A 23,172-nucleotide genomic window follows, 5' to 3' on the forward strand; every position below is an offset into this window, starting at 1 on the left:
TATTCCTCAGACTGAACACAAGGCATCAAGGCGTGGAAGAAGGCTTGTCACGCTTGAACACCGCATGGATATGGTCCACCAGCTCGTTACGGCGATAGGGTTTACTCAGAACGTTCATCGAAGCGTCTCTAACGTTCTGGTTGGCCAGCTCATCCATGTATCCCGTGGCAAGCAGGACAGGGAGGTTAGGCAGCCGCTGCCTGACACGTTCTACAAGTACCAGGCCATTCATGCCTCCCGGCATGATCACATCCGTAAATAATAGATCGACCTTTCCATGGCGGTCGAGCAGCTGAAGTGCTTCCTCGCCGCTCTGGGCCGAGAGCACCGTATAACCCAGCGAACTCAAGTAATCCTCAGTTACCCGACGTACATCTTCACTGTCCTCTACAAGCAGAATGGTGCCCGACTCTGAAGGCTGTGTTGAGGCGCGAAACGGCTGCTGGTGCGAAGAAAAAGCCTGCTCCTGCGTAATCGGGAAAATCATGCGTACGGCCGTCCCCTTGCCCTGTTCGCTTTCGATTTCCAGGCGTCCATTGGATTGCTGAACGAAACCGTGAACCATGGCCAGCCCCAATCCGGTGCCTGGCGCCTTGGTCGTAAAGAAAGGCTCTGTGGCACGGCGAATCACTTCGGGGGACATGCCTTCGCCTTCATCGATGACACAAATCACCACATACCCACCCGGAGGCAGGTGGTGCACATCAATGCGCTCACGGTTGGTTATCGTGGCTGTTCCAATCGTCACCTTGCCGCCCTTGGGCATGGCGTCGCGTGCGTTGATGAGCACATTGAGTAGGGCCATCTCCATATGCGTTGGGTCGATCGTGCAATAAGGCAGGCCTGGTTTGAGGTCCAGGCGCAGATCGATTCGCTCGCCCAACGCCCGCACCAGCATTTCGCTGAAATCGACGATCAGGGCGTTCAGGTTAAGGCGTTTGGGTTCGAGCCGTTGTTTGCGAGCAAAGGCCAGCAGCTGTTGCGTCAGCTTGCCGCCCCGTTCGGCCGCTTGTTGTGCGTTCTCAATGGCCTGAGAGAGGATCGGATGGGTATGTGCGTACTGACCCGCCAGTTCGAGGTTGCCCGTAATGACTTGTAGAAGATTATTGAAGTCATGGGCCAGCCCCGCGGTGAGTTGCCCGATAGCCTCCATCTTCTGTGCCTGCCGAAACGAGTTTTCGGTGAGCCGCCGCTGGGTGATATCCATCTGCGAGGCAAACCAGTAGAGCAACTTGCCGTTCTGATCCGACACCGGCCCCATGAACAGCGCATTCCAGAAAGGCGTTCCGTCAGCTTTGTAGTTGAGAATGTCTACAGCCACTGCGCGATGTTCACTCAAGGCAGTGCGGATTTCGGCAACTGTAGTCTGGTCGGTCTGCTCGCCTTGAAGGAGGCGACAATTGCGACCCAGGATGTCTTTTTCAGTATATTGCGTCAGGTCCATAAACGCCTTGTTGGCGAATACGATGGGCGTATCAGGCTGATTGGGATCGCAGACGACCATCGGCATGCGGGTCATCTGCACCGCGGCAAAAAAGATATTGTTACGTTCATCAAGGCCTGTGTGGGTAACGTAACCTGCCTGCCAATGGTTTTCGCCGGGATTGCCCAAGGGGTTATAGGCATTGCCTTCCAGTTCGCCGGACGCCGGTACGCCTGCGCTTTGGCCGTCGCCTTCAACCTTAATCGCCTGTTCACGTTCGAAATCGCTTTTGCCCAGGACCATGCTCGCTTCCCATATGAAATACAAACCCGTCGGAGAAAGGCAGAACGGCATTCCTGGCTATTGTCATGATAGGGTCTGTCGCTGACCTGACGTCGATGCCTTAGCTACTCTTGAATGGACTTTAAGCGGCTCGATTGGGTTTCATGCCTTATCCTTCCGTTGATCACATCAGGGCTTCTGGAATCATGCCGTATTTATCGCTGTGCTTTTGGACGCGCCGGGCTTCAGCGCTGCGGCGGCGAGACCTATCGGTTATTCTGGGAGTCCTCATCGCCTCGGTTGAATATGCTCAGGCGTTCGAGCGTAAATCGGTGCAGGTGGGCATTCATACGGTCACGGTCGAGGTTGCCGATACCGCTAGTAAGCGTGAGCAGGGGCTCATGCATCGGCATCAGTTGCCAGAAATGCATGGCATATTGTTTGTGTTCGATGAACCCAAGAAAGTGTGCTTCTGGATGCACGATACGATACTGCCGCTCTCGATTGCCTTTCTCGATGCGCGAGGCCGTATCGTCGATATTCAGGATATGGAGCCGTTAAGCGAGGACTTGCACTGTGCGCCGTCCGAGGTCACGCAGGCGCTGGAAATGAACAAGGGGTGGTTCAGGCGGCAAGGCGTCAAGACAGGTGATCAGGTACAGGGTTTATAGCGTCTGGCTAGCGTCAGACGCCTAAAGGTTCCTGCAACGCGTTGGCGGTCCCTCATGCTGGGCGTGGAGCACGCCGCTCCGACCGCAGGAGCGGCGTCACTGTATCAGCCGAACTGTAGGCCGTAACCCCAAAGCAATACGGTCATCGCCATCAGCAGTTCAAGCACGAGCACGCCAATGGCCAGTGTCGAGCCCGACATGATGAAGCCTTCACGGCGATCGATATTCAGAAAGTTCGGGATACCTACATAGAGCAGGTAGGCGGTGTAGCAGAGCCCGACAATCCCGGCCAACGCACACAGCCAGACCAGCGGGTAAAGCGCAACAAGGCCGCTTAAAAACATAGGTGTGGCGATGTAACCTGCAAAGACTACGCAGCGTTCCTTGCTGGGCCGGTCAGGATAGCGCCGTGCCAGCCAGTGAATCACACTGCCCATCACGTAAACGGCACCCAGCATCAAGGCATAGGACATTACCCCTATCGTGAAGGCTGTCCAGGGTGACAGGCGAAGAAGATGATTACCGCCAAAGCTCCAGCCCAGTTGGGTCGTGCCAATAAAGGCGCAGACTGCTGGAATCGCAGCCAACCAGAGGATGTGATGCGCATACGCATGGGAAACCGACTCCCTCTCGTTATCGATCTGCTTCCATTCACGATCAGGATGGGCCAGAAGGCCCCAAACGTGATTGATCATGACACACCTCACTTTCGCCGAAGGACGCAATCGGCGAAACGTTGTAGGTCCTCCGCAGCAGGCCGCTGCAAGAGGTGCGGCCTGTTTTCAGTATAGAAAGTCAAAATGCTTGGTCAGGTCATTGCTATGAGCATTTGGTCATAAGTAACAAACCTTAAAGATCAATCCGAAATGAAGAGATCGGCTACCTGCTTACTGACCGATGAATGGTCTACCTGAGCTGGGCTGGGCACCATAGAGCCGATAGATGGTAAGGCCTGATGTCAGGTCGCTATCAGGAAGTTTGATTTGCCTCTCACTTTGAAAGTGTGCGCTGGAACTCAACCTCCTCGCTCTGGATCATAGGCCGATCCCGCCATGCAATCGGCGACCCTTCGCCCGCCCAATCAAGCGTGGGCACAGACCTTACCGAGTGACGGATCACAGCATGCGCTATTTGTGTTCAGCTTTATTGACTTCATGGCTGCTGGCCTCGCCCACGTGGGCCATGGCAGAGCAAAGCAAGGAAACCTCCCTGATCAGCAAGGCTGATCAAACGAGCCTCACGGAAAAGCCTCGTGCCAAGCGTAAGGGCGGTGTTCGTCTCCTGACATTGAACACCAAAGCAGGCAAAGCGCTGGAAGTCCGCAATGATATGGACGTACCCGTAACGGTGACGGTGCGCTTGAGCCGTACTGTCAATGTAGGCGGGGTTGGTAATGGCGTGATTCGCCAGACGGTCCCAGCCAATAGTCAGCTTCGCGTGGCCACGCTACAGAAACGTCAGCAGGGCTTCCCGATGCACTATGACCAGGCGTTCAGCTTTTCTCCTCATTTCGCACCAGGCAGTGGCGGCGGGCTGGGCAACCCCAACAGTTTGGCCAGTATTACAGCCGGCTACGCCTATTCCTTGCCCTGGCAGGGCGGTCCGTTCTTTATCAGCCAGGGCGCGAACGGTGACTTCAGCCACCATACGCCCAAAGGCCGTTATGCCGTGGATGTCGCCATGCCTGAAGGCACGCCCGTCGTAGCGGCGCGTAGCGGTACTGTCATCGAGATCCAGAATCGCCAGTTCGGGCATGGACCGAGTCCGTCAGGCAACTTTGTTCGTATCCAGCATGATGATGGTACTCAGAGTGCCTATCTGCATCTCAAGCGTGGCTCGGTTGTCGTAAGGGAAGGGCAGAAGGTTACGACAGGCACACCCCTGGCGCAGTCAGGCAATACCGGACGCAGTACCGGGCCGCACCTGCATTTCGTGGTTCAGCAGGGCGAGGGGGATGCGCTGGTGTCCATTCCTTTCCGCTTCGCCAGACCTGTAGGCGAGTTGCCCAACTTCGCGCTGGGCGGGCAGTAAACATCGCATGGCGGGGCCCGCTTGCCCCGCCTGCCTATCAGCGTGAAACGATCAGACGCACGCCCAGCGCGACGAAAATGCCGCCTGCGACTCGATCGAGCCATAGCCCAATACGGGGCTTTCGCTGCAGCCATTGCCCGGCTGCGCCCGAGAAGTACCCCAACAGACCAAACAGCACCGCCGCCTGAAGTGTGAACAGTACGCCCAGCTGCAGGATTTGCAGACTGGCATGACCCTGTTCGGCGATCACGAACTGCGGCAAAAAGGACAGGAAGAACAGCACGACTTTTGGATTGATCGCATTGGCGAACAGACCTTTGAAGAACAGCTTGCTCAGCGACTCATCAATCTGAACATCATTGTTGATACGCGTCTGCCCGGTACTACGCAGCGCCTGGATACCAAGCCATATCAGGTAGAGCCCGCCGGCAATCTTGAGGGCAGTGAAGGCCGTGGCCGAGGCGGCAATCAGTGCACTGACGCCCAGCGCGGCCAAGGCGGTATGCGCCAGACAGCCGAGTGCGCAGCCAAAGCCAAATACCATGCCGCGCAGGCGCCCTTTGGAGACGCCAATACCTAGAACCATCAAATTGTCTGGACCCGGTGAGGCGGTGATCAAAAGAGCCAAGGCCAGAAAGCTTAAGAATTGCTCAGGTGAGAGCATGTGAATCATCTCTTCTCGTAATGGGGAGCAAGAGATAGTGCAGGGAGGGCGGTACAACGTAAAGGGGGTAGAAGCACCACGCCTCGCTCAAGGTCCTTGAGAGACACCCATAAGCGAGGCGTGGCGTGCTGTTGCGCTACATCAACCGAACCGTCCGGTGATGTAGTCTTCGGTCTGCTTTTGCTTAGGCTTGGTAAAGATCAGGTCTGTCGACCCCACTTCGATCAATTCACCCAGGTACATGAACGCAGTGATATCCGAGCAGCGGGCGGCCTGTTGCATGTTGTGGGTCACGATCACAACAGTGAACTGCTCTTTCAGGTCCGTGATCAGCTGTTCAATCTTCATGGTGGAGATCGGGTCGAGCGCTGACGTGGGTTCGTCCAGTAGCAGTACGCGGGGACGCAGGGCAATGGTCCGGGCGATACACAGGCGCTGCTGCTGACCGCCGGAAAGACCCAACGCGCTCTGCTGGAGCTTGTCCTTCACCTCATCCCACAATGCCGCGCCGCGAAGGGCCTGTTCCACGCGATCGTTCATTTCAACGCGGGACAGTTTCTCGTGATGGCGAATGCCATAGGCCACGTTGTCGAAGATCGACATCGGGAAGGGCACCGGCTTTTGGAATACCATGCCCACGGTGCTGCGCAGGCGGCTCAGCGAATACTTGGGATCGAGGATGTTCTCGCCATCAAGCAGGATCTCGCCGGTAGCCTTCTGATTGGGGTATTCGGCATAGATGCGGTTGAAGATACGCAGAAGCGTGGACTTGCCGCAGCCGGATGGGCCAATGATCGCGGTGATCTTGTTGGCCGGGATATCCAGGTTGATGGATTTCAGCGCGATATGGTTCTTGTACTGGAACCCAACGTTGCGCGCGCAGATTTCTGGCATATGCGTCTGAAGATTGCTCATTGGGCACCTTTATTACGGGAGAAAACGAAACGGGATAGAAGGCTCAGGACCAGGACAAAGATAGTTAGCAACAGCGCACCTGCCCATGCCAGGGCCTGCCAGCTTTCGAACGGGCTCATGGCGAACTGGAAGATGGTGACCGGCACACTGGCCATCGGCTTGAGCAGGTCGGAGTTCCAGAACTGGTTGCCAAAGGCGGTAAACAACAGCGGCGCTGTTTCACCGGTGATACGCGCCATGGATAGTAGAACGCCTGTTACCACACCAGCTTTGGCTGCGCGTAGCAGGATTTCAATGGTGACTTTCCACTGCGGAATACCCAACGCCAGGGCCGCCTCACGCAGGGAGGCAGGCTGCAGCTGAAGCATTTCGTCCGTGGTCCGGGTCACCACTGGAATCACCAGCATGGCCAGCGCAAGTCCACCGGCAAAGCCCGAAAAGCTGATCGAGCCGTTGGTGAACTGGTTCATCGGGATCACGACGGCGGTGTAGACGAACAGACCGATCACGATGGACGGGGCGGACAACAGGATATCGTTCACGAAACGAATCACCGTGCCCAGCCTGGAGGTACGAGCGAACTCGGCCAGCCATAGTCCGGCCAGAATGCCGATGGGCGCACCAATAGCCAGGGCAAGCAGGCTGATCAGCACGCTGCCATACAAGGCGTTGGCCAAGCCCCCTTCGGCGCCGGGCGGTGGCGTCATCTCGGTAAAGAGCGTCAGGCTCAGCGCACTACCACCCTTGATCAGGGTAGTGGCCAGAATCCAGACCAGCCAGCCAAGGCCGATGATCGCCGCCGCGCTGCTGAGCGTCATGGCGATGGCGTTCTTGATCTTGCGGGCGCGATAGAGGTTTTCGTTGACGGCCATCAATTACCTGCCCGACGCGACATACGCGCCAACATGAGACGGGCCAGCATCAGCACGATGAACGTGACGACGAACAGCAAAAAGCCCAGGGCGATCAGCGAGGAGCGGTGCAGATCCGTGTAGGCCTCGTTGAACTCGTTAGCGATGACCGAAGCAATGGAGCTGCTGGGCATCATCAGCGACAGGGACAGCTGGTGGGCGTTACCCAATACAAAGGTCACGGCCATGGTTTCTCCAAGCGCCCGTCCCAGGCCCAGGAAGATACCGCCGACGACTGCTGAGCGAGTGTAGGGAAGAACGATATCCCAGCAGACTTCCCATGTCGTCGAGCCCAATGCATAGGCCGATTCTTTCAGCTGTTGTGGAACGGTACGGAAGACTTCATACATCACCGATGTGATGAAGGGCAGAATCATGATCGCCAGAATAATGCCGGCGCTCAGCATACCGATACCCAGCGCCGGACCCTGGAACAGGCCGCCGATAACCGGGATAGCGCCTAGATAGTCATTGATCCAGGGCGCCAGATACTCCGCCATGAACGGGCCGAATACGAACAGGCCCCACATCCCGTAGATGATCGAGGGGATGCCGGCAAGCAGTTCGACTGCGGACGCAACCGGCGTACGCAGCCACGGTGGTGCGATCTCGCTCAGAAACAGCGCGATGCCAAAGCTGACCGGTACGGCCAGAATCAGCGCAATCAGAGAGGTAACCAGTGTGCCGTAGATAGGCACCAGGGCGCCGAAGCGTCCGTTGACCACGTCCCACTCGCTGCTGGTCAAGAAGGACCAGCCAAAGGTGGTAAAGGCCAGGCGACCACCCCAGAGTGTGGATACCGCTGCGCCAAGCATGACGAACAGGACAAGCAGTGCAGCGGTCAGCAGGGTAATACGGAACCAGCGGTCATGGCGCGTATCGCGTCTGGCACGCTGCTCTCGTTGTTCCCGGGTGGCGGTCGTATAGGGTATAGCGGGCATTTTTCAGGATCCTTCAGCAGTGCACCCCGCCTCGACGATCGAGGCAGGGTGCACGGGGAGGGGCAGTGGGGAATCAGCTCTTGAAGTCAGATGCCCAATACGCCTCGATCTTCTTGACCAGGGAGTCCGGCAGCGGAACGTAGTCCAGTGCAGCGGCATCCTTCTGGCCGTTTTCCAGGGACCACTTGAAGAAATCGAAGGCGACCTTGCTACGCTCGGCGTTCTTCGGTTCCTTGTACATGATCACCCACGTCGTGGCAGTGATTGGCCACGCGTCAGCACCTGGCGCGTTGGTCATCAGCAGGTTGAAGTCCTTGGAGGCGCCCCAGTCTGCAGTATCAGCAGCGGCCTGGAAGCTCTTCGCGTTCGGCTCAACAAAGGTGCCTGCCGCGTTTTTCAGCTGAGCATGGGACATCTTGTTTTGCAGGGCATAGGCGTATTCCACGTAACCAATGGAGTTCTTGATCTGCTTGATGTAGGCAGAAACCCCTTCGTTACCCTTGCCACCTACACCGGTCGGCCAGTTGATTGTGGTGCCGAAGTTGACCTTTTCCTTCCACTCAGGGCTAACCTTAGCCAGGTAGTTGGTAAAGTTGTAGGAGGTGCCCGAGCCGTCGGAGCGGTGTACGACGGTGATGTTGGCCGAAGGCAGCTTCAGGTCCGGGTTCAGCGCGGCGATGGCCGGGTCGTTCCAGGTCTTGATGGTACCCATGAAAATCTTGGCCAAGGTTTCGCCGTCCAGCTTCAACTGGCCGGGCGCAATGCCTTCCACGTTAACGACCGGTACGATACCGCCGATCACGCTGGGGAACTGACCCAGACCTGACTTTTGCAGATCGTCAGTGCTCAGCGGGGCGTCGGAGGCACCGAAATCAACCGTGCCCGCCTTGATCTGGGCAATACCGCCGCCCGAACCAATGGACTGGTAGTTGATACGGTTTTGGGTTTTCTGGCTGTAAGCCTGAGACCACTTCGACAGTACCGGATAGACGAAGCTGGAACCGGCGCCTGTAACGTCTGTTGCATGAGCGACCGTGCTCAGGCAGAGAGCAGACAGAAGAGCGGCAAGACGGAAAGTGCGAGTGGCGTACACGATGCCTCCTAGGCATGTCTGGCTGTTAAGTGAGGCAGAAGCTAGTTTGTGTACGTGAAATTAAAGCGACAAATATGTTACAGAATTATGAACAAGCGGCACTGAGCCATCAGGAGATTGTATCCAGGCGTGTTTTTCGGCTTTTAAATTGTCGTTATCCCCCTGAAAACAAAGGGTTCCGGAGGATATGGAAGGTTTATCCGAAATTTTTTGTCTATTTGTGCAAACCGACCGTGTGGGTGCTGTCACGGTCGGTTTTAAGACAGGTTATTACGTGAGTCAGCCTGGAAGGCTTAACGCGGTGATTCGGCATTACCTTCTTTCTGAGGGTCTTTTTCAGCTTCCTCAAGGCGCGCGGCATGATCAGCTTCTGCCGCGGCGGCACGCTCGGCATCGGCTGCCTGCTGATTACCGGCGGCTTCATGCTCCTTGGCCTTTTGCGCGTGTTCAGCAGCCTCCTTGCGGTGGTCCTCAGGCTGGTCATCACACCCGCCGAGTCCTGCCAGGGCCAAGGCTGTAAACAGGATGGCTAACCATTGGCGCATGGTGTACTCCCCCTTCTCATAATGATGTCGCTTGGAAGACAGCCGCTTTGCGTTAGTTCCAGCGAGGGCCACGCAAGCGGCTGTCTGCAGTGGTTGAGCCTGAAAACTGAGAACTACGGCAATGCTTGAGCAGAAAAAAACTGTGGCGGTAGAGGCGATGGGTATCGCTGTGCGCCACCCATCGTGCGGGCGCTACGAAATGAGCCGTAGCGCCATGACCGGGCTTAGGTGTTGGCTGTCAGGACCTCTTCCATCCAGTGCACGACTGCTTCGCCATCGATGCCCATGCACACGTCGACAAGAGGTGACTGGTTCCACCGGTCTCCTACGAACTGGCGGCCTTCGGGTGCAAATACGGTCTGGCCTTCGGCAAGCCCCTCGGTTATCACGTTCAGGTGGCCGCGTACGGTCTGGAACCACTCCGGATGACGCAGGAATGCTACGGCGCAGCTGTCATGGGGTGTACAGCCGTCTATGCCCAGGGCCGATTTGTAGAACTTGGCATAGAAGGCGTAACTATGGGCCAAGAGTGGACCCAGGGTGCGGTGCGCTTCGGTGATGCGCTGCATGCGCACCGGATCGAGGCAGGTGCGGTGGGTAACGTCCAGGCCTACCAGCGTGAGCGGCCAGCCAGCCGTCATGACGCGGGCGGCTGCATGCGGGTCGGAAAACATGTTGGCTTCCGCCAGTGGCGTAACGTTGCCGCCCTCACGGATCGAGCCGCCCATGACGATCACCTGCTTTACGCGGTGGATAACGTCCGGATCAAGCTCCAGGGCCTTAGCCAGATTACCCAGCGGGCCGACAGCCACCAGGGTGATTTCGCCGGGGCGCTTGCGCGTTTCCTCGACAATGAACTCGGCCGCACTTTGGGACACCGCCTGACGCGTCGGGGCGGGCAGGTTCAGATTGCCCAGGCCGTCATCGCCATGCACATGGGCGGGAACAGGGTGAGGCGTTTTTTCCAGCGGAGTACCCATGCCCTGGGCCACGGGAATGTCCTGACCCGCCAGCTCGACAAGCGATAAGGCATTACGCGTGGCCGTCTCGATCGAGACATTGCCGAAGGTGGTGGTCAGGCCAACCACTTCGATGCCCGGATCAGCCATGATGATGGCAATGGCCTGGGCGTCATCAATGCCCGGATCGGTGTCGAAAATGATAGGGGTTGTCATGCGGTCATGTCCTTCTTGCTAAAGGGGGTGGTGGCGTTTGCATCAAGGCGCGCCAGGACCCGATAGGGGCACGGTAACTTTGCCGGTGGAAACGAGTCCACTGTTTCCTGCCTTTTTCTGGCCGTTACGGCCTTCTGCAAGAGGACGATAAGCATGATCAAGTCTCAGGGCTATGCCGCTCATTCCCCTCAGGATCCACTGGTACCGTACAACTTCGACCGGCGTGATGTAGGCCCACACGATGTACAGATCGATATTTTGTACTGCGGCGTCTGCCATTCGGACCTGCACACTGCGCGCAATGAATGGAAGAACACGCTATACCCGTCAGTACCGGGACATGAAATCGTTGGTCGTATCGTAGCGGTTGGTGATCATGTGACCCGTTTCAAGGTAGGCGATCTGGCTGGCGTAGGGTGCATGGTCGACAGCTGTCAGCAATGCTCTTCCTGCAATGAAGGGCTGGAGCAATATTGCGAGAACGGTTTCGTTGGTACCTATAACGGGCCGGTCTTTGGCGGCGAGAATACCTATGGCGGTTACTCTGACAATATCGTCGTCAGCGAAAAGTTTGTTCTGAAGATCACTCATACCGAAAATCTGGCTGCCGTTGCACCGCTCCTGTGTGCCGGTATTACTACTTACTCTCCGCTCAGTCACTGGAAGGTCGGTCCGGGCAAAAAGGTCGGTGTCGTTGGTCTGGGCGGCCTGGGTCACATGGCGGTCAAGATTGCCCATGCAATGGGGGCCCATGTCGTACTGTTTACAACCTCGCCCGAGAAGAAAGACGACGCGTTGAGACTGGGTGCTGACGAAGTGGTAGTGTCGAAAAATCAGGACGAGATGAATGCACACCTGAACAGCTTTGATTTCATCCTTAACTGCGTGGCCGCCTCGCACAACCTGGACGCGTTCATTTCCTTGCTCAAGCGTGACGGCACCATGACGCTGGTGGGCGCGCCCGGTGAGCCGCATCCGTCTCCCGACGTGTTCAACCTGATCTTCAAGCGTCGCCAGATTGCCGGATCGTTGATTGGCGGAATTGCCGAGACCCAGGAAATGCTGGATTTCTGTGCCAAGCACAACATCGTCTCCGACATCGAAATGATCAAGATGCAGGACATCAACGAAGCCTATGAGCGCATGCTCAAGGGGGACGTGAAGTACCGTTTCGTGATCGATATGGCCTCGCTGAAAGAGGCCGCTTCTGTCGCCGCCTGATCACTGACAGACAAAAAGCCCGCCCTGTGCGGGCTTTTTTATAGGTGGGGTAGAAGGGCCAGTCGCTTGAGTTCAGCCACAACACACCTTACGCGTGCCTCCACGGTCATATCGCCTTCCAGCCTAAGCACCGGGCAGGTACGCTGGCACAGCCAGGCGGTATGGTTAGCAAGGCTCCTGCTCCCAACCGCGGGACCACTATCGTATTGAGCAGCCCAGTCCAGTGGACGTAAAGCTGTTGATGGCCCGGCAGGCCTAAGAGGAGGTTTGCACCATGACTGCCACACTAAGCGCACCGATTCCCAGTGATTACGAGGCACTGGTTGCCTGGGTGCCTACGGCTGACGCCTGCGCGCGCTGGGCAGGGCCCCTGCTCAGGTATCCGTTTACTGCCGTTGAGTTGCCGGAACTGCTGGAGGTGCCCGGCAAGAGCTTTTCATTGGTAGAAGGCGCCAATCGGCCGCTTGCCTTTGGGCAATACCGAACCGTCTCGCCCGATACCGTCCATTTGTGCCGCATCATCGTCTCGCCTGACTGGCGGGGCCACGGTTATGGCAAGCAGTTGTGCGAGCAACTGATTCGGCAGGCTGTGGCGGACACAGGCGCTTCCATGGTTACGTTGCGCGTCTACTGGGACAATGCCGTGGCACAGTCGCTGTACCACAAGCTCGGCTTCAAACCAGTGGAGCTGCGCTCGGATGTGGATGTCATTGGCATGCGACTGATCCTGGCCGAGCAAACCGGTTAGCAGCCGGGCGGCTCATTCTTTAAAAGCCAGATCAACCGGTCTGCCGTCCGCTGGAAATCAGGGTCTGAAGGGTGCGAAAGCAGCGCATCAAGGCGTAAGCTCATGGGCCGTCCTGTCCGTAGGGGAGGAAGACGCAGCAGAGGCCGCGCGCCGTTTGAAGCGCATGACCAGTGCATACAGGAGCGGGACGAAAAACAGGGTCAGCAGCGTGGCCGAGAGCATGCCGCCGAAAACGCTGGTGCCAATGGCGTGCTGGCTGGCCGAGCCCGGGCCCTGGGAAAACATGAGGGGCAGCACGCCGAACATGAAGGCTAGGGACGTCATGACGATAGGGCGCAGGCGCATCCGGGCGGCGTCCAGAATGGCCTGACGCAAGGGAGTGCCCTCATGCTGGAGTTCGCGGGCCACCTCAATGATGAGGATGGCGTTCTTGGCAGTGAGGCCCATGATGGTGATGAGGCCGACCTTGAAGTACAGGTCGTCCGGCAGTCCGCGCAGCGTAGTGGCCATGACCGCACCGATGATGCCCAGCGGAATCGCCAGGATGACTGCAAAAGGTACCGACCAACTCTCGTAGAGCGCTGCCAGGCACAGAAAGATCACCAGAATGGACAGGCCGAACAGCAGGGGTGTCTGATCGCCGGACAGCCGCTCCTGGTAGGACTGCCCAGCCCATTCGTAGCCGACTCCGGTGGGTAGCTCGCCGACCAGACGTGCCATGGCGTCCATCGCCTGGGTGGTGCTGTAGCCCGCCGCCGGTGTGGCGTTGATGGACAGCGAGGGGAAGCCGTTGAAGTGCTCAATAGCCATCGTGCCCACCGTCCATTTGAGCGTCACGAAGGTGCTTAGCGGCACCATCTCGCCGTCGGCATTACGAACGCGAGCCTGGAGCAGGCTGTCAGGTTGTTGCCGGTCCTTGCCCTCGGCCTGGATGACGACTCGGCGGACCTGATTGTCATGGATGAAGTCCCCTACATAGAGCGAGCCGTAAAGGGTGGCCATGGTCGAGTTGATCTCATCCACCGAGACGCCCATGCTCTGGGCTTTCAAGCGATCAATGGAAACCTTGAGCTGCGGCGTGTCGTCCTGCCCCGAGTAGGTGGCGGTAGCGAATACAGGATTCTGCCGTGCCAGTGTCAGGAGCTTGTCCTTGGCAGCCAGCAAGGCTTCGTGCCCAAGCCCTGCGCGGTCCTGAAGACGCATGTCGATACCGGCGGTGCGTCCCATGGAGGGCAGCGGCGGGGTGTTCAAGGCCTGGATAGTGACGTTGGGGATCGACGCGACGCCATTGGCAAAGTGCTCGTTCAGTCGTGCGATGATGGCATCGACGTGCTGATCGGGCGCCTTGCGTTCGGACCAGTCCTTGAGCGTGGGCCAGATCATGGCAGCGTTCTCTCCGCCGCCGAAATAACTGAAGCCCTGCAGGGTGAAGAGCTGGCCGACCGAAGGGTCGCTGCGCAGATAGGCCTGTACCTCCTCTACCACCTGATGCGTCATTTCCTGGGTCGAGCCGGTGGGAAGCAGCACGACGGTGGCAAAACTGCCTTTGTCTTCGTTCGGCACAAAGGAACCGGGCAGGCGGCTGAACAGAAGCGCCAGCACGGCCAGCAGAACGAGATACAGCAGCACGAAGCGCACCGGTCGATTCAGGACACCGCCCAGGCTGCGTTGATAGCCTGCCGATAGGGAAGCCGCCCAGCGTCCTACCTTGCCCAGGCGGACAGCGTGTGGTGTTGCCGGCTTGAGCAGCGTGGCGCACAGGGCGGGCGTCAGCGTGAGCGCCAGAAATGCCGAGAAGGCCATCGGCACGGCCAGCGCCACGGAGAACTGCCGGTAGATCGAGCCCGTAGCGCCCTCGAAAAACGCCATCGGGATGAACACGGCAGTCAGTACCAGCGTAATTGCCACAATGGCGCCGCTGATCTGCTGCATGGCCTTGAGCGTTGCCTCGCGGGGCGCCAGTCCTTCCTCGCGCATGATGCGTTCGACGTTTTCCACTACTACGATGGCATCATCCACCAGAATCCCGATAGCCAGGACCATTCCGAACAGGGTCAGCACGTTGATGGAGAAACCCAGTGCCAACATGGCGCCACAGGTGCCGGCCAGGGCTATCGGTACCACGATGGACGGGATCAGCGTGGCGCGCAGGTTTTGCAGAAACACCAGCATGACCAGAAAGACCAGCACCATCGCCTCGATCAGCGTATAGGCCACCTTCACGATGGACATATGCACGTAGGTCGTCGTATCGAACGCCGTCTGGTAGTGCATGCCCGGTGGGAACTGCTGGGACAGCTCCGCCAGTGTGGCCTTGACCGCCTGCGCCGTGCTGAGCGCGTTGGCGCCGGGAGCAAGCTTGATGGAAATGGCGCCACAAGGCCTGCCGTTCACGTAGGAGGGGTAGGTGTAATAATTGCCGCCCAGCTCGACACGGGCCACATCTTGAATGCGCAGGGCCGACCCGTCCGGGTTGACCCGCAGCGGAACCGCGCCAAAGGACTGCGGTGTATCGAGGATTTCCTCAACCGTCAGCGGGGCCGTCAGTGTGGTATTGGCAGGCACTGGGGGCGTGCCAATGGAGCCAAGGGTAATGCGCTCGTTATAGCGGTTAATAGCGCTGACCATATCTGAAGTGGTCACGCCCATGGCGGTGAGCTTGTGGACGTCCGGCCAGATCCGCATGGCGTATTCGGGACTATAGACCTCTACCTTGCCTACGCCGGGCACGCGCAGCAAGGCAGGGCGTACCACGGTGGTGGCGTAGTCGCCCATCTGGATATGTGTGATGTTCGGGTTATCTGCCAGAAGCGTGACGAACAGCAGGTCGTTGTCACCACTCTTGTCCACTTCGATGCCCTGGCGCCGCACGCTTTCCGGCAGGCGCTCCTCGACGCGCTTGATGCGGTTCTGCACTTCAATGGAGGCGATCTGCGGATTGGTGCCCGGCTCAAAGGACAGGCCAATCTCCACCTCTCCCGTGGCGGTACTGTCGGAGGCGAAGTACAGCAATCCCTCAATACCACTCAGCTCGCGCTCGATCACCGATGTCACAGTGCGCTCGATAACCTCGGCTGAAGCCCCAGGGTAGTAGGCCTGTATGCCTACCCGCGGAGGCGAGACGTTTGGATATTGCTCCACCGCCAGACGCAGCGCCGTAAGGCCTCCGCCTAGAAAAATCATGATGGCGACGACCCAGGCGAATACCGGGCGCGCAATGAAAAACGAGGACATGGTCTGCGCTTACTCTTTTGAGGCGACGGGCTGGGTCGTCAGGGCGGCTTGCTTGGGTTCTACGGCTTGGCCGTCCTTCAGGGCGCTGCCACTGAGAATGACCCGCTCGCCGGCGTTCAGGCCGTCCGTGACGCGCCACTGGTTGCCTTCGAGCGTATCGGCGGAAATCGGGCGGCTGTGGGCGTGGTTGGTCTCATCGACAACCATGGTATAGGCGCCTTCACGGGTACGCGTCAGGGCCTGCTGGGGAATGAGAACAGCCTGCTTCTCGCTGGGTTGCTGCAATTCAACCTGTACATACATGCCTGGTAGCAACAGGTGGTCCGGGTTGTCGAAGATGGCGCGCATGGCTACGGTGTCGGTCTTCTCATCCACTGCCCAATCGGAGAAGAGCAGGGTGCCGTTCAAAGGGTAGGTCGAGCCATTGCTCAGTCGCAGGCGCAGGATGGGCTTCTCGCGCTTGTCGGCCTGCTGAAGGCTCTGCCGGAGCGCCAGGGAATCAGCCATGGGCTGGGCAAAATTCACATAAATCGGGTCGATCTGTTCGACTGTAGTTAGCTTGGTGCCTTCATCCTGACCGACCAGTGCACCCTCCGTGACCTCGGCCCGGCGTGCGCGGCCGGCAATCGGCGAGGTCACGTTGGCATAGGCGAGCTTCAGGCGGGCGCTTTGTACCTTGGCTTCGGCTGCCTTCTCGGTAGCCCGTGCCTGCTTCTCGGTAAAGAAATCCTTGCGGTACTGCTGGGCGCTGATGGACTCATCGGCCATCAGCTGCCTGGAGCGTTTGGCAATGTCTTCAGCGGCATCGGCAGCCGCCCGTGCCTGGGCCAGCTCGGCTTCTGCCGCAGCCAACTCGGCCTTGAGCGGAGCCGGGTCGATACGAAACAGCAACGTACCGGCTTTGACCTCCTGGCCCTCCTGGTAGGTGCGAGCCTCCACGATACCTTCCACGCGGGCACGGACTTCTGCCGTACGATAGGCCTCCATCCGGCCGGTGAGACGCGTGGTCAGCGGCTCCGTCGAGGGCGTAACCGTTGCGATGTCCACCTTCGGGACGGCTGGCGTTTGCGTTTCGGCTGCCTTTTCGGTGGGTTCACAACCTTGGAGCAACACGGCCAGCGCCAGCAGCGCGCCCTTTACCACATCCTTCATGCGCTCACCCGGGCCATGCAATAGACATCCACGTAGGCACCGTCACGATAGGCATAGGCGATCTGAGTGCCCTCGTGAACAAAGCCGAATTTTTCATACAGGGCGATAGCCGGCGCGTTATCCGTGTATACCGTCAGCTCAACACGCTTGAGGTTCATCCAGTTGTCGGCGGCATCGATCAGTGCCGCCATCAGCTGGGTTCCCACGCCTTTACCAGTGTGGTCATCCCCAACCGCAATGACCAGCTCCGCCACATGAATCCGCCGGCCTTTCATACGGTTGAGCGTTGCAAAGCCCAACACGTTGCCTTGCTGTTCGGCCAGTACCCGAACGTCTTCAGCGGGGTACTGCTTGATCCAGTCGCTCATGCTCTGAGTGGGTCGGTAGGGTAGGCGCAGCGTACCCCGGCGCGTGCCCGGCTGGTTCAGAATCGATGCCAAAGCCTCGGCATCGCTCTCGCGGATAGCGCGTAGGGTAATGGTCATGAGTCCTCCTTGATTCAGGCCCGTTGTCGGTCAACGATCTCGCCTGAGCGTTCCAATGGTGCGACCGACGCCGCCAGTAATTCCTGAGTATACGGGTGTTGTGGCGCCTGAAAGATCCGGCAAGCCTCGCCGTGTTCTACGACCTTGCCATCCTTGGTGACAATCAGATCATGGGCCAATGCTCGAACCACGGCCAGATCATGGCTGATGAACAGATACGTTAGCCCATGAATCGCTTGCAGGTTACGCAACAGGTCGACAACCTGCTTTTGAACGGTACGATCCAGAGCAGACGTAGGCTCGTCGAGCAATATCAGCTCGGGTTGCAGCACAAGCGCCCTCGCGATGGCGATACGCTGGCGTTGGCCGCCCGAAAACTCATGAGGATAGCGGTGCCGTGTTTCAGGATCGAGACCTACTTCCTGTAAGACCCGAATGATCGCCGATTCCCGCTCTTTGGGTGTGCCGATCTCGTGGATATCCAAACCCTCACGGATGATCTGCTCGACGGACATCCGTGGGCTCAGGCTGCCGAACGGGTCCTGAAACACAATCTGCATGTGGCGACGAAGCGGACGCATCTGCCTGGCGTTAAAGGTTTCGATCGCCTGCCCCTGAAAGCGGATGGCGCCCTGGGCCTGCACCAGTCGCATGATTGCCTGGCCCAAGGTGGACTTGCCTGAGCCGGATTCGCCCACGATGCCCAGGGTACGGCCTTTCTTCAGCTCGAAGCTCACACCATCCACCGCCTTGACATAGTGGCGCTGGCGGCTGAACAACGGTTTGGGCAGCGGAAACCAGACGCGTACATCCTGCGCCTGTATCAGCGAGGCATCGCTGGTTGTTGCTACCGGCCCGCCGTCGGGTTCGGCATCGATCAGCGTGCGGGTGTAAGTATGCTGCGGTGCAGAAAAAAGGGCCTGACAGTTGTTCTGCTCGACCACTACGCCATTGCGCATCACACAGACGCGCTGGGCAATTCGCCGGACTAGATTCAGGTCATGGCTGATAAGCAGCAACGACATGCCAAGGCGCGCCTGGAGGTCCTTCAGGAGTTCGAGGATCTTCTGCTGCACGGTCACGTCCAGGGCTGTGGTGGGCTCGTCGGCGATCAGTAATTCCGGCTCGTTGGCCAGCGCCATGGCGATCATCACCCGCTGGCGCTGGCCACCCGAGAGCTGATGCGGGTAGGCCTTGAGCCGCTTGAGCGGTTCGCGTATGCCGACCAGTTCCAATAATTCGATCACTCGTGCACGCGCGTGCTTGCCGCCCAAGCCCTTGTGCAACGCCAATACTTCGCTGATCTGCCGCTCCACAGTATGCAGCGGATTGAGGGATGTCATGGGTTCCTGAAAGATCATGGCGATACGGTTGCCGCGCAGGATGCGCAGACGCTTTTCGTCTGCGGTCACGAGGTTTTCACCGTTGTAGCAGATGCTGCCGGAGGTTGTGGTGATGGACGCAGGCAGCAGGCGCAGGATCGAGTGGGCCGTAACGGATTTGCCCGAGCCGGATTCGCCCACCAACGCCAAGCATTCGCCACGGCGAATATCCAGGTCGATACCGTGTACGACTTCCTGGCCGGAAAAGGCCACTCTCAGATCGCGGATTTCAATCAGATTCTCGGTCATCACACGGCCCTCGGGTCGAATGCATCACGGAAGGCTTCGCCAATAAAAACCAGCAGGCTCAAGATCAGGGCGAGGGCGAAAAAAGCGGTCATCGCCAGCCAGGGTGCTTGCAGGTTCTGCTTGCCTTCGTTGGCCAGCTCCCCTAGCGACGCGGTGCCGATCGGCAGGCCAAAGCCCAGGAAGTCCAAGGCGGTCAGCGTTGTAATGGCCCCGGTAATGATGAAGGGAACGTACGTAAGCGTGGAGGTCATCGCGTTAGGCAGGATATGCCGCCACATGACCTTGCGATCAGACAGCCCCAGCGCCCGTGCCGCTTTAACGTACTCCAGACTGCGCCCGCGCAGGAATTCGGCCCGAACCACGTCTACCAGCGCCAGCCAGGAAAAGAGCGCCATGATGCCCAGCAGCCACCAGAAGTTGGGTTCCACGAAGCCGGACAGGATGATCAGCAGATACAGGACCGGCAGGCCTGACCAGATTTCGATAAAGCGCTGCCCCAGCAGGTCTACCCAGCCCCCGTGATAGCCCTGCAAGGCGCCTGCGGTGATCCCGATCACAGCGCTGACAGCCGTTAGTGCCAAGGCAAACAGGATGGAGATGCGTGCGCCGAAAATTACTCGTGCCAGCACATCACGGGCCTGACTGTCGGTGCCCAGCCAGTTTGTTTCCGACGGCGCACTGGGCGCCGGGACGGAGAGGTCATAGTTTACCGTATCGTCACTGAACGGAATGGGAGGAAAGACCATCCAGCCGCCCTGGTCCCCTATCAGTTTCTGTACGTATTCGCTGCGGTAGTCTGGTTGGAACGGTAACTGGCCACCAAACTCGGTTTCGGTATAACGCTTGAATATCGGGAAATATAGCGAGCCGTGGTAGCCCACCACCAAGGGTTTGTCGTTGGCAATGAGTTCGCCACACAGGCAAGTCACCAGCAATGCGCAGAATATCCAGAGCGACCACCAGCCGCGACGGTTGGCCCTGAAGCGGGCAAAGCGGCGTTGGCTCAAGGGAGATAGTGTCAGCATCAGGCGTTCCTCGCCGAAAAGTCGATGCGGGGATCGACCAGGGTGTAGGAGATGTCCCCGGCCAGTTTGATCAGCAGGCCAAACAGCGTGAAGATGAACAGCGAGCCGAACACCAGCGGATAGTCACGGTAGAGCGCCGCCTCGTAGCTCATGCGACCCAGTCCGTCGAGCGAAAAGATCACCTCGATCAGCAGGGAGCCGGCAAAGAACACCTCGATCAGTGCCTGGGGAATACCGGCAATGACCAGCAGCATGGCATTGCGAAATACATGCTTGTACAGCACGCCGCGCTCAGTAAGCCCTTTAGCCCGCGCCGTGACAACATACTGGCGGCTGATTTCGTTCAGAAAGCTGTTCTTGGTCAAAATGGTCAGGGTAGCGAACCCGCCGATGACCAGCGCCGAAACAGGCAGCACTAGATGCCAGAAATAGTCCACTACCTTGCCCGCGAGGCTGAGCTGGTCAAAGTTCTCCGAGGTAAGCCCTACGGCGGGAAACAGACTGAAATAACTCCCACCGGCAAACACCACGATCAGGAACATGGCGAACAGAAAGGCCGGCAAGGCATAACCCACGATGATGGCGGTGCTGGTCCAGATATCGAATGCGCTGCCATGGCGGATCGCCTTGCGTATCCCGAGCGGAATCGAGATCAGGTAAGTGATCAGTGTGGCCCAGAAGCCAAGTGAAAGGGAGACCGGCAGCTTTTCCAGAATCAGGTTCGTTACCTTGGCACCACGGAAAAAGCTGTTACCAAAATCCAGGTGCGCGTAGTTCCTGATCATCAGCCAAAGGCGCTCAAGCGGTGGCTTGTCGAAGCCGTACTGCCGCTCGATTTCCTTGATCAGCTCAGGGTCCAAGCCTCTGCTACCCCGTGAGCCGGATGAGGCTCCGGCCGCCCCATCATGGCTGCCTCCTGCGATACCGCCCTGGTTGCCCATGCCTTGCAGGCGAGCAATGGCCTGATCCACCGGGCCGCCAGGGGCCGCCTGGATAATGACAAAGTTGACGATCAGGATGACCAGAAGCGTAGGCACAATGAACAGCAGGCGTCTGAGAATATAGGCTGCCATCAGGGTTTCTCCCGTAGCCGTGCGGCCATCTGCTCGTGGGTGAGCGGGGTTGGGCTGACTTCCCACCAGGTATCGAGCCCCTCTTCATAGGCGGGCGCGATACGAGGCCGGCCGAAACGGTTGCGGAATACGCTGGGCTCGCCGTCCGAGTAGTAATGCGGAATCATGTAATAACCCCATTGCAGAACCCGATCGAGCGCGCGGGCGTAATGCACCATCTCATCCCGGCTTCTGGCATTGGCCACGCCTTCGATAAGCCGATCGACGACTGGATTCTTCAGGTTCATGGCGTTGGAGCTACCCACCCGGTTGGCACTGTCGGAGCCGTAATAATCAAAGAGTTCTCGCCCTGGCGATGCGCTGGGATCGCCACCCCGGGGAAAGCCGGTCACGATCATGTCGTAGTCACGGCTGTTGGTGCGGTTGATGTACTGCGCTGTGTCCACATTACGAATATTCAACCCGATGCCTATCTGGGCCAGCGTCCGCTTGAAGGGCAGCACCATTCGATCAAAACCGGATTGCCCGCTGAGAAAGGTAAAGATCAGGGGATCGCCATTGGCGTTGACGAGCTGGTCACCCTTGGGATGCCAACCGGCCTCCTCAAGCAGGTGCAGTGCTTCGAGTTGCTTGTCTCGGATAAAGCCCGAGCCATCGGTTTTGGGCGCCTGGAACACCTGGGTGAATACCTCATCCGGGATCTGGCCCCGGAAAGGTTCAAGAATACTCAGCTCCTGTGCGTCCGGTAGCTGTGTGGCAGCGATTTCGGTCTTGGGAAAGTAGCTCTGCTGGCGTTTATAGAAGCTGCGCATGAGCTGCTTGTTGGTCCACTCAAAATCCCAGAGCATGGCAATGGCCTCTCGGACGCGGCGATCCTGAAAGAAGGGGTTGTCCAGGTTGAAGACAAAGCCTTGAGCGCGGACGGGCTTTCCTGTCGCCAGGATGTCTCGCTGCAAGCGCCCATCGCGCAGGGCGGGGCTGTCGTAGCGGATGGTATAGCCTGTGGCGGAGTACTCGCGGTTGTAGTCGTACGCGCCGGCCAGCAGGAGCTCGCGGGCGACATCGGTGTCGGCAAAGAAGTCGACGGTGAGCATGTCGAAATTGTACAGCCCTCGCGTCACCGGCAGATCCTTTGCCCACCAGTCCTTGACGCGCTCGAATGCGACGGTACGGCCCGGATCGACGTGCGAGACCTTGTAAGGTCCGCTCCCCAGCGGCGGCTCAAAGCCGTTACCGTTGGCAAAGTCCCGGTCTTTCCACCAGTGCGCTGGCAGGATGTGCATGGACGCTAGATCCAGCGCCAGACTGCGGTTTTCGTTCGTCTTGAAGGTAAACAGGATCTGCCGATCATTTTCGACGGTGACGTCTTTTACATCACCGTATAGCTGCCGAAAGCTCAGGCTCGCCTTGGTCATCAAGGTCTCGAAAGTGAAGCGAACATCCTCAGCCAGAACGGGCATACCGTCATGAAAGCGTGCCTTGGGGTTGAGAAAGAAGCGTACCCAACGGTTGTCCGGGTCGCGCTCCATCTGTTCGGCAATCAGGCCATACACCGTATAGGGCTCGTCCAGCGAGCGATAGGCCAGCGGCTCGTAGACCCAGGCATTGATCTGGTCGACGCCAGTGCCCTTGTCTAGATAGGGCAGCAGGAAGTTGAAACGGTCGATCGATTTGGCCGAGCGCCTGAGCGAACCTCCTTTAGGCGCGTCGGGATTCACATAGTCGAAATGCTCAAAGCCTTCGGGATACTTGGGCGGATCGCCATAGACCGTCATGTAACTGTGTGGCGTGGCCAATAACGCCGATGAAACGAGGCAGGAAACAAGCAGTACCATTAAGCGGCTGTACGTGTGAATCGACCCTGTTGAAAACACCGCTTCACTCCTTATGAACGATACGCGTTGACGCTCGGTTCAGTCTGTCCAGACCTGAATCACTAGATGCCCGCAACA

General features: G+C 58.4%; 20 protein-coding genes. 4 read left to right on the forward strand and 16 right to left on the reverse strand.

Annotated elements, in window-relative coordinates:
* Window positions 1-25: 25 nt before the first annotated feature.
* Window positions 26-1,726, reverse strand: a complete 1,701-nt coding sequence (locus PLU01S_RS03230) for a histidine kinase famiy protein (protein WP_074822059.1) — start codon at window positions 1,724-1,726, stop codon at window positions 26-28.
* 185 nt (window positions 1,727-1,911) lie between these two features.
* Between PLU01S_RS03230 and PLU01S_RS03235 the strand changes: the two genes are divergently transcribed.
* Entirely contained in the window at window positions 1,912-2,376 is a 465-nt protein-coding gene (locus PLU01S_RS03235) for a DUF192 domain-containing protein (protein ID WP_083397826.1), read from the forward strand.
* 104 nt (window positions 2,377-2,480) lie between these two features.
* Here the strand turns inward: PLU01S_RS03235 and PLU01S_RS03240 are convergent, their stop codons facing one another.
* Window positions 2,481-3,071 carry a Yip1 family protein gene (locus PLU01S_RS03240; protein WP_074822062.1) on the reverse strand — a complete coding sequence of 197 codons (591 nt, stop codon included), beginning with the start codon at window positions 3,069-3,071 and terminating at the stop codon, window positions 2,481-2,483.
* Window positions 3,072-3,498: 427 nt separating this feature from the next.
* Here PLU01S_RS03240 and PLU01S_RS03245 point away from each other — a divergent pair, with 427 nt between their 5' ends.
* Window positions 3,499-4,407, forward strand: a complete 909-nt coding sequence (locus PLU01S_RS03245; protein WP_010795790.1) for a M23 family metallopeptidase — start codon at window positions 3,499-3,501, stop codon at window positions 4,405-4,407.
* Between the two features lie 37 nt (window positions 4,408-4,444).
* Here PLU01S_RS03245 and PLU01S_RS03250 read toward each other — a convergent pair whose 3' ends face one another.
* The 7 genes from PLU01S_RS03250 to PLU01S_RS03280 all read right to left on the reverse strand — a co-directional run bounded on the left by PLU01S_RS03250 (window position 4,445) and on the right by PLU01S_RS03280 (window position 10,651).
* Complete coding sequence (locus tag PLU01S_RS03250; protein ID WP_010795789.1) at window positions 4,445-5,080, reverse strand: LysE family translocator; 636 nt, start codon at window positions 5,078-5,080, stop codon at window positions 4,445-4,447.
* Window positions 5,081-5,212: 132 nt separating this feature from the next.
* Complete coding sequence (gene pstB, locus PLU01S_RS03255) at window positions 5,213-5,986, reverse strand: phosphate ABC transporter ATP-binding protein PstB (RefSeq protein ID WP_010795788.1); 774 nt, start codon at window positions 5,984-5,986, stop codon at window positions 5,213-5,215.
* Window positions 5,983-6,858 (reverse strand): phosphate ABC transporter permease PstA, encoded by an 876-nt coding sequence (pstA, locus tag PLU01S_RS03260; RefSeq protein ID WP_010795787.1) that lies wholly within the window; start codon window positions 6,856-6,858, stop codon window positions 5,983-5,985. The genes pstB and pstA overlap by 4 nt, the downstream gene beginning before the upstream one ends.
* Entirely contained in the window at window positions 6,858-7,838 is a 981-nt protein-coding gene (gene pstC, locus PLU01S_RS03265; protein ID WP_074822064.1) for a phosphate ABC transporter permease subunit PstC, read from the reverse strand. The genes pstA and pstC overlap by 1 nt, the downstream gene beginning before the upstream one ends.
* A 73-nt stretch (window positions 7,839-7,911) precedes the next feature.
* On the reverse strand, window positions 7,912-8,931 hold the full coding sequence (gene pstS, locus PLU01S_RS03270; protein WP_019366388.1) for a phosphate ABC transporter substrate-binding protein PstS: 1,020 nt from the start codon (window positions 8,929-8,931) through the stop codon (window positions 7,912-7,914).
* Window positions 8,932-9,224: 293 nt separating this feature from the next.
* Window positions 9,225-9,476 carry a hypothetical protein gene (locus PLU01S_RS03275; RefSeq protein ID WP_019366389.1) on the reverse strand — a complete coding sequence of 84 codons (252 nt, stop codon included), beginning with the start codon at window positions 9,474-9,476 and terminating at the stop codon, window positions 9,225-9,227.
* A 224-nt stretch (window positions 9,477-9,700) separates the two neighbouring features.
* The gene (locus tag PLU01S_RS03280) at window positions 9,701-10,651 is read right to left on the reverse strand and encodes a nucleoside hydrolase (protein WP_074822066.1); all 951 of its coding nucleotides are present in this window, start codon (window positions 10,649-10,651) and stop codon (window positions 9,701-9,703) included.
* A 153-nt stretch (window positions 10,652-10,804) separates the two neighbouring features.
* On the opposite strand from PLU01S_RS03280, the gene PLU01S_RS03285 reads away from it, so the two are divergent.
* Together PLU01S_RS03285 and PLU01S_RS03295 are read left to right on the forward strand one after the other, a co-directional pair.
* Window positions 10,805-11,872, forward strand: a complete 1,068-nt coding sequence (locus PLU01S_RS03285; RefSeq protein ID WP_074822068.1) for an NAD(P)-dependent alcohol dehydrogenase — start codon at window positions 10,805-10,807, stop codon at window positions 11,870-11,872.
* A 274-nt stretch (window positions 11,873-12,146) separates the two neighbouring features.
* Window positions 12,147-12,620 carry a GNAT family N-acetyltransferase gene (locus tag PLU01S_RS03295; RefSeq protein ID WP_074822071.1) on the forward strand — a complete coding sequence of 158 codons (474 nt, stop codon included), beginning with the start codon at window positions 12,147-12,149 and terminating at the stop codon, window positions 12,618-12,620.
* Window positions 12,621-12,707: 87 nt separating this feature from the next.
* On the opposite strand, the gene PLU01S_RS03300 is transcribed toward PLU01S_RS03295, so the two are convergent.
* Genes PLU01S_RS03300 through PLU01S_RS03330 form a run of 7 tightly spaced genes read right to left on the reverse strand, consistent with a single transcriptional unit; the run spans window position 12,708 to window position 23,055 of the window.
* A complete protein-coding gene (locus PLU01S_RS03300) occupies window positions 12,708-15,854 on the reverse strand; it encodes a multidrug efflux RND transporter permease subunit (protein WP_074822074.1) in 3,147 nt (1,048 codons plus the stop codon).
* 9 nt (window positions 15,855-15,863) lie between these two features.
* On the reverse strand, window positions 15,864-17,006 hold the full coding sequence (locus PLU01S_RS03305; RefSeq protein WP_074822076.1) for an efflux RND transporter periplasmic adaptor subunit: 1,143 nt from the start codon (window positions 17,004-17,006) through the stop codon (window positions 15,864-15,866).
* The gene (locus tag PLU01S_RS03310; protein ID WP_074822079.1) at window positions 17,003-17,491 is read right to left on the reverse strand and encodes a GNAT family N-acetyltransferase; all 489 of its coding nucleotides are present in this window, start codon (window positions 17,489-17,491) and stop codon (window positions 17,003-17,005) included. The genes PLU01S_RS03305 and PLU01S_RS03310 overlap by 4 nt, the downstream gene beginning before the upstream one ends.
* Before the next feature lie 14 nt (window positions 17,492-17,505).
* Window positions 17,506-19,122 carry an ABC transporter ATP-binding protein gene (locus PLU01S_RS03315; protein ID WP_074822082.1) on the reverse strand — a complete coding sequence of 539 codons (1,617 nt, stop codon included), beginning with the start codon at window positions 19,120-19,122 and terminating at the stop codon, window positions 17,506-17,508.
* Window positions 19,122-20,147, reverse strand: a complete 1,026-nt coding sequence (locus tag PLU01S_RS03320) for an ABC transporter permease (RefSeq protein ID WP_074822085.1) — start codon at window positions 20,145-20,147, stop codon at window positions 19,122-19,124. Before PLU01S_RS03320 ends, PLU01S_RS03315 begins: the two co-directional genes overlap by 1 nt.
* The gene (locus PLU01S_RS03325) at window positions 20,147-21,220 is read right to left on the reverse strand and encodes a microcin C ABC transporter permease YejB (protein WP_074822086.1); all 1,074 of its coding nucleotides are present in this window, start codon (window positions 21,218-21,220) and stop codon (window positions 20,147-20,149) included. Before PLU01S_RS03325 ends, PLU01S_RS03320 begins: the two co-directional genes overlap by 1 nt.
* Window positions 21,220-23,055 (reverse strand): extracellular solute-binding protein, encoded by a 1,836-nt coding sequence (locus PLU01S_RS03330; protein ID WP_074822624.1) that lies wholly within the window; start codon window positions 23,053-23,055, stop codon window positions 21,220-21,222. The genes PLU01S_RS03325 and PLU01S_RS03330 overlap by 1 nt, the downstream gene beginning before the upstream one ends.
* Window positions 23,056-23,172: the final 117 nt, after the last annotated feature.

It is taken from the genome of Pseudomonas luteola NBRC 103146 (genome assembly GCF_002091675.1).
Classification (GTDB): domain Bacteria; phylum Pseudomonadota; class Gammaproteobacteria; order Pseudomonadales; family Pseudomonadaceae; genus Chryseomonas; species Chryseomonas luteola.

What these genes read in the sequence shown, in the direction of transcription:
- PLU01S_RS03230 (WP_074822059.1), bottom strand. Translation starts at nt 1,726, where the DNA reads ATGGTCCTGGGCAAAAGCGATTTCGAACGTGAACAGGCGATTAAGGTT.
- PLU01S_RS03235 (WP_083397826.1), top strand. Translation starts at nt 1,912, where the DNA reads ATGCCGTATTTATCGCTGTGCTTTTGGACGCGCCGGGCTTCAGCGCTG.
- PLU01S_RS03240 (WP_074822062.1), bottom strand. Translation starts at nt 3,071, where the DNA reads ATGATCAATCACGTTTGGGGCCTTCTGGCCCATCCTGATCGTGAATGG.
- PLU01S_RS03245 (WP_010795790.1), top strand. Translation starts at nt 3,499, where the DNA reads ATGCGCTATTTGTGTTCAGCTTTATTGACTTCATGGCTGCTGGCCTCG.
- PLU01S_RS03250 (WP_010795789.1), bottom strand. Translation starts at nt 5,080, where the DNA reads ATGATTCACATGCTCTCACCTGAGCAATTCTTAAGCTTTCTGGCCTTG.
- pstB (WP_010795788.1), bottom strand. Translation starts at nt 5,986, where the DNA reads ATGAGCAATCTTCAGACGCATATGCCAGAAATCTGCGCGCGCAACGTT.
- pstA (WP_010795787.1), bottom strand. Translation starts at nt 6,858, where the DNA reads ATGGCCGTCAACGAAAACCTCTATCGCGCCCGCAAGATCAAGAACGCC.
- pstC (WP_074822064.1), bottom strand. Translation starts at nt 7,838, where the DNA reads ATGCCCGCTATACCCTATACGACCGCCACCCGGGAACAACGAGAGCAG.
- PLU01S_RS03275 (WP_019366389.1), bottom strand. Translation starts at nt 9,476, where the DNA reads ATGCGCCAATGGTTAGCCATCCTGTTTACAGCCTTGGCCCTGGCAGGA.
- PLU01S_RS03280 (WP_074822066.1), bottom strand. Translation starts at nt 10,651, where the DNA reads ATGACAACCCCTATCATTTTCGACACCGATCCGGGCATTGATGACGCC.
- PLU01S_RS03285 (WP_074822068.1), top strand. Translation starts at nt 10,805, where the DNA reads ATGATCAAGTCTCAGGGCTATGCCGCTCATTCCCCTCAGGATCCACTG.
- PLU01S_RS03295 (WP_074822071.1), top strand. Translation starts at nt 12,147, where the DNA reads ATGACTGCCACACTAAGCGCACCGATTCCCAGTGATTACGAGGCACTG.
- PLU01S_RS03300 (WP_074822074.1), bottom strand. Translation starts at nt 15,854, where the DNA reads ATGTCCTCGTTTTTCATTGCGCGCCCGGTATTCGCCTGGGTCGTCGCC.
- PLU01S_RS03305 (WP_074822076.1), bottom strand. Translation starts at nt 17,006, where the DNA reads ATGAAGGATGTGGTAAAGGGCGCGCTGCTGGCGCTGGCCGTGTTGCTC.
- PLU01S_RS03310 (WP_074822079.1), bottom strand. Translation starts at nt 17,491, where the DNA reads ATGACCATTACCCTACGCGCTATCCGCGAGAGCGATGCCGAGGCTTTG.
- PLU01S_RS03315 (WP_074822082.1), bottom strand. Translation starts at nt 19,122, where the DNA reads ATGACCGAGAATCTGATTGAAATCCGCGATCTGAGAGTGGCCTTTTCC.
- PLU01S_RS03320 (WP_074822085.1), bottom strand. Translation starts at nt 20,147, where the DNA reads ATGCTGACACTATCTCCCTTGAGCCAACGCCGCTTTGCCCGCTTCAGG.
- PLU01S_RS03325 (WP_074822086.1), bottom strand. Translation starts at nt 21,220, where the DNA reads ATGGCAGCCTATATTCTCAGACGCCTGCTGTTCATTGTGCCTACGCTT.
- PLU01S_RS03330 (WP_074822624.1), bottom strand. Translation starts at nt 23,055, where the DNA reads ATGGTACTGCTTGTTTCCTGCCTCGTTTCATCGGCGTTATTGGCCACG.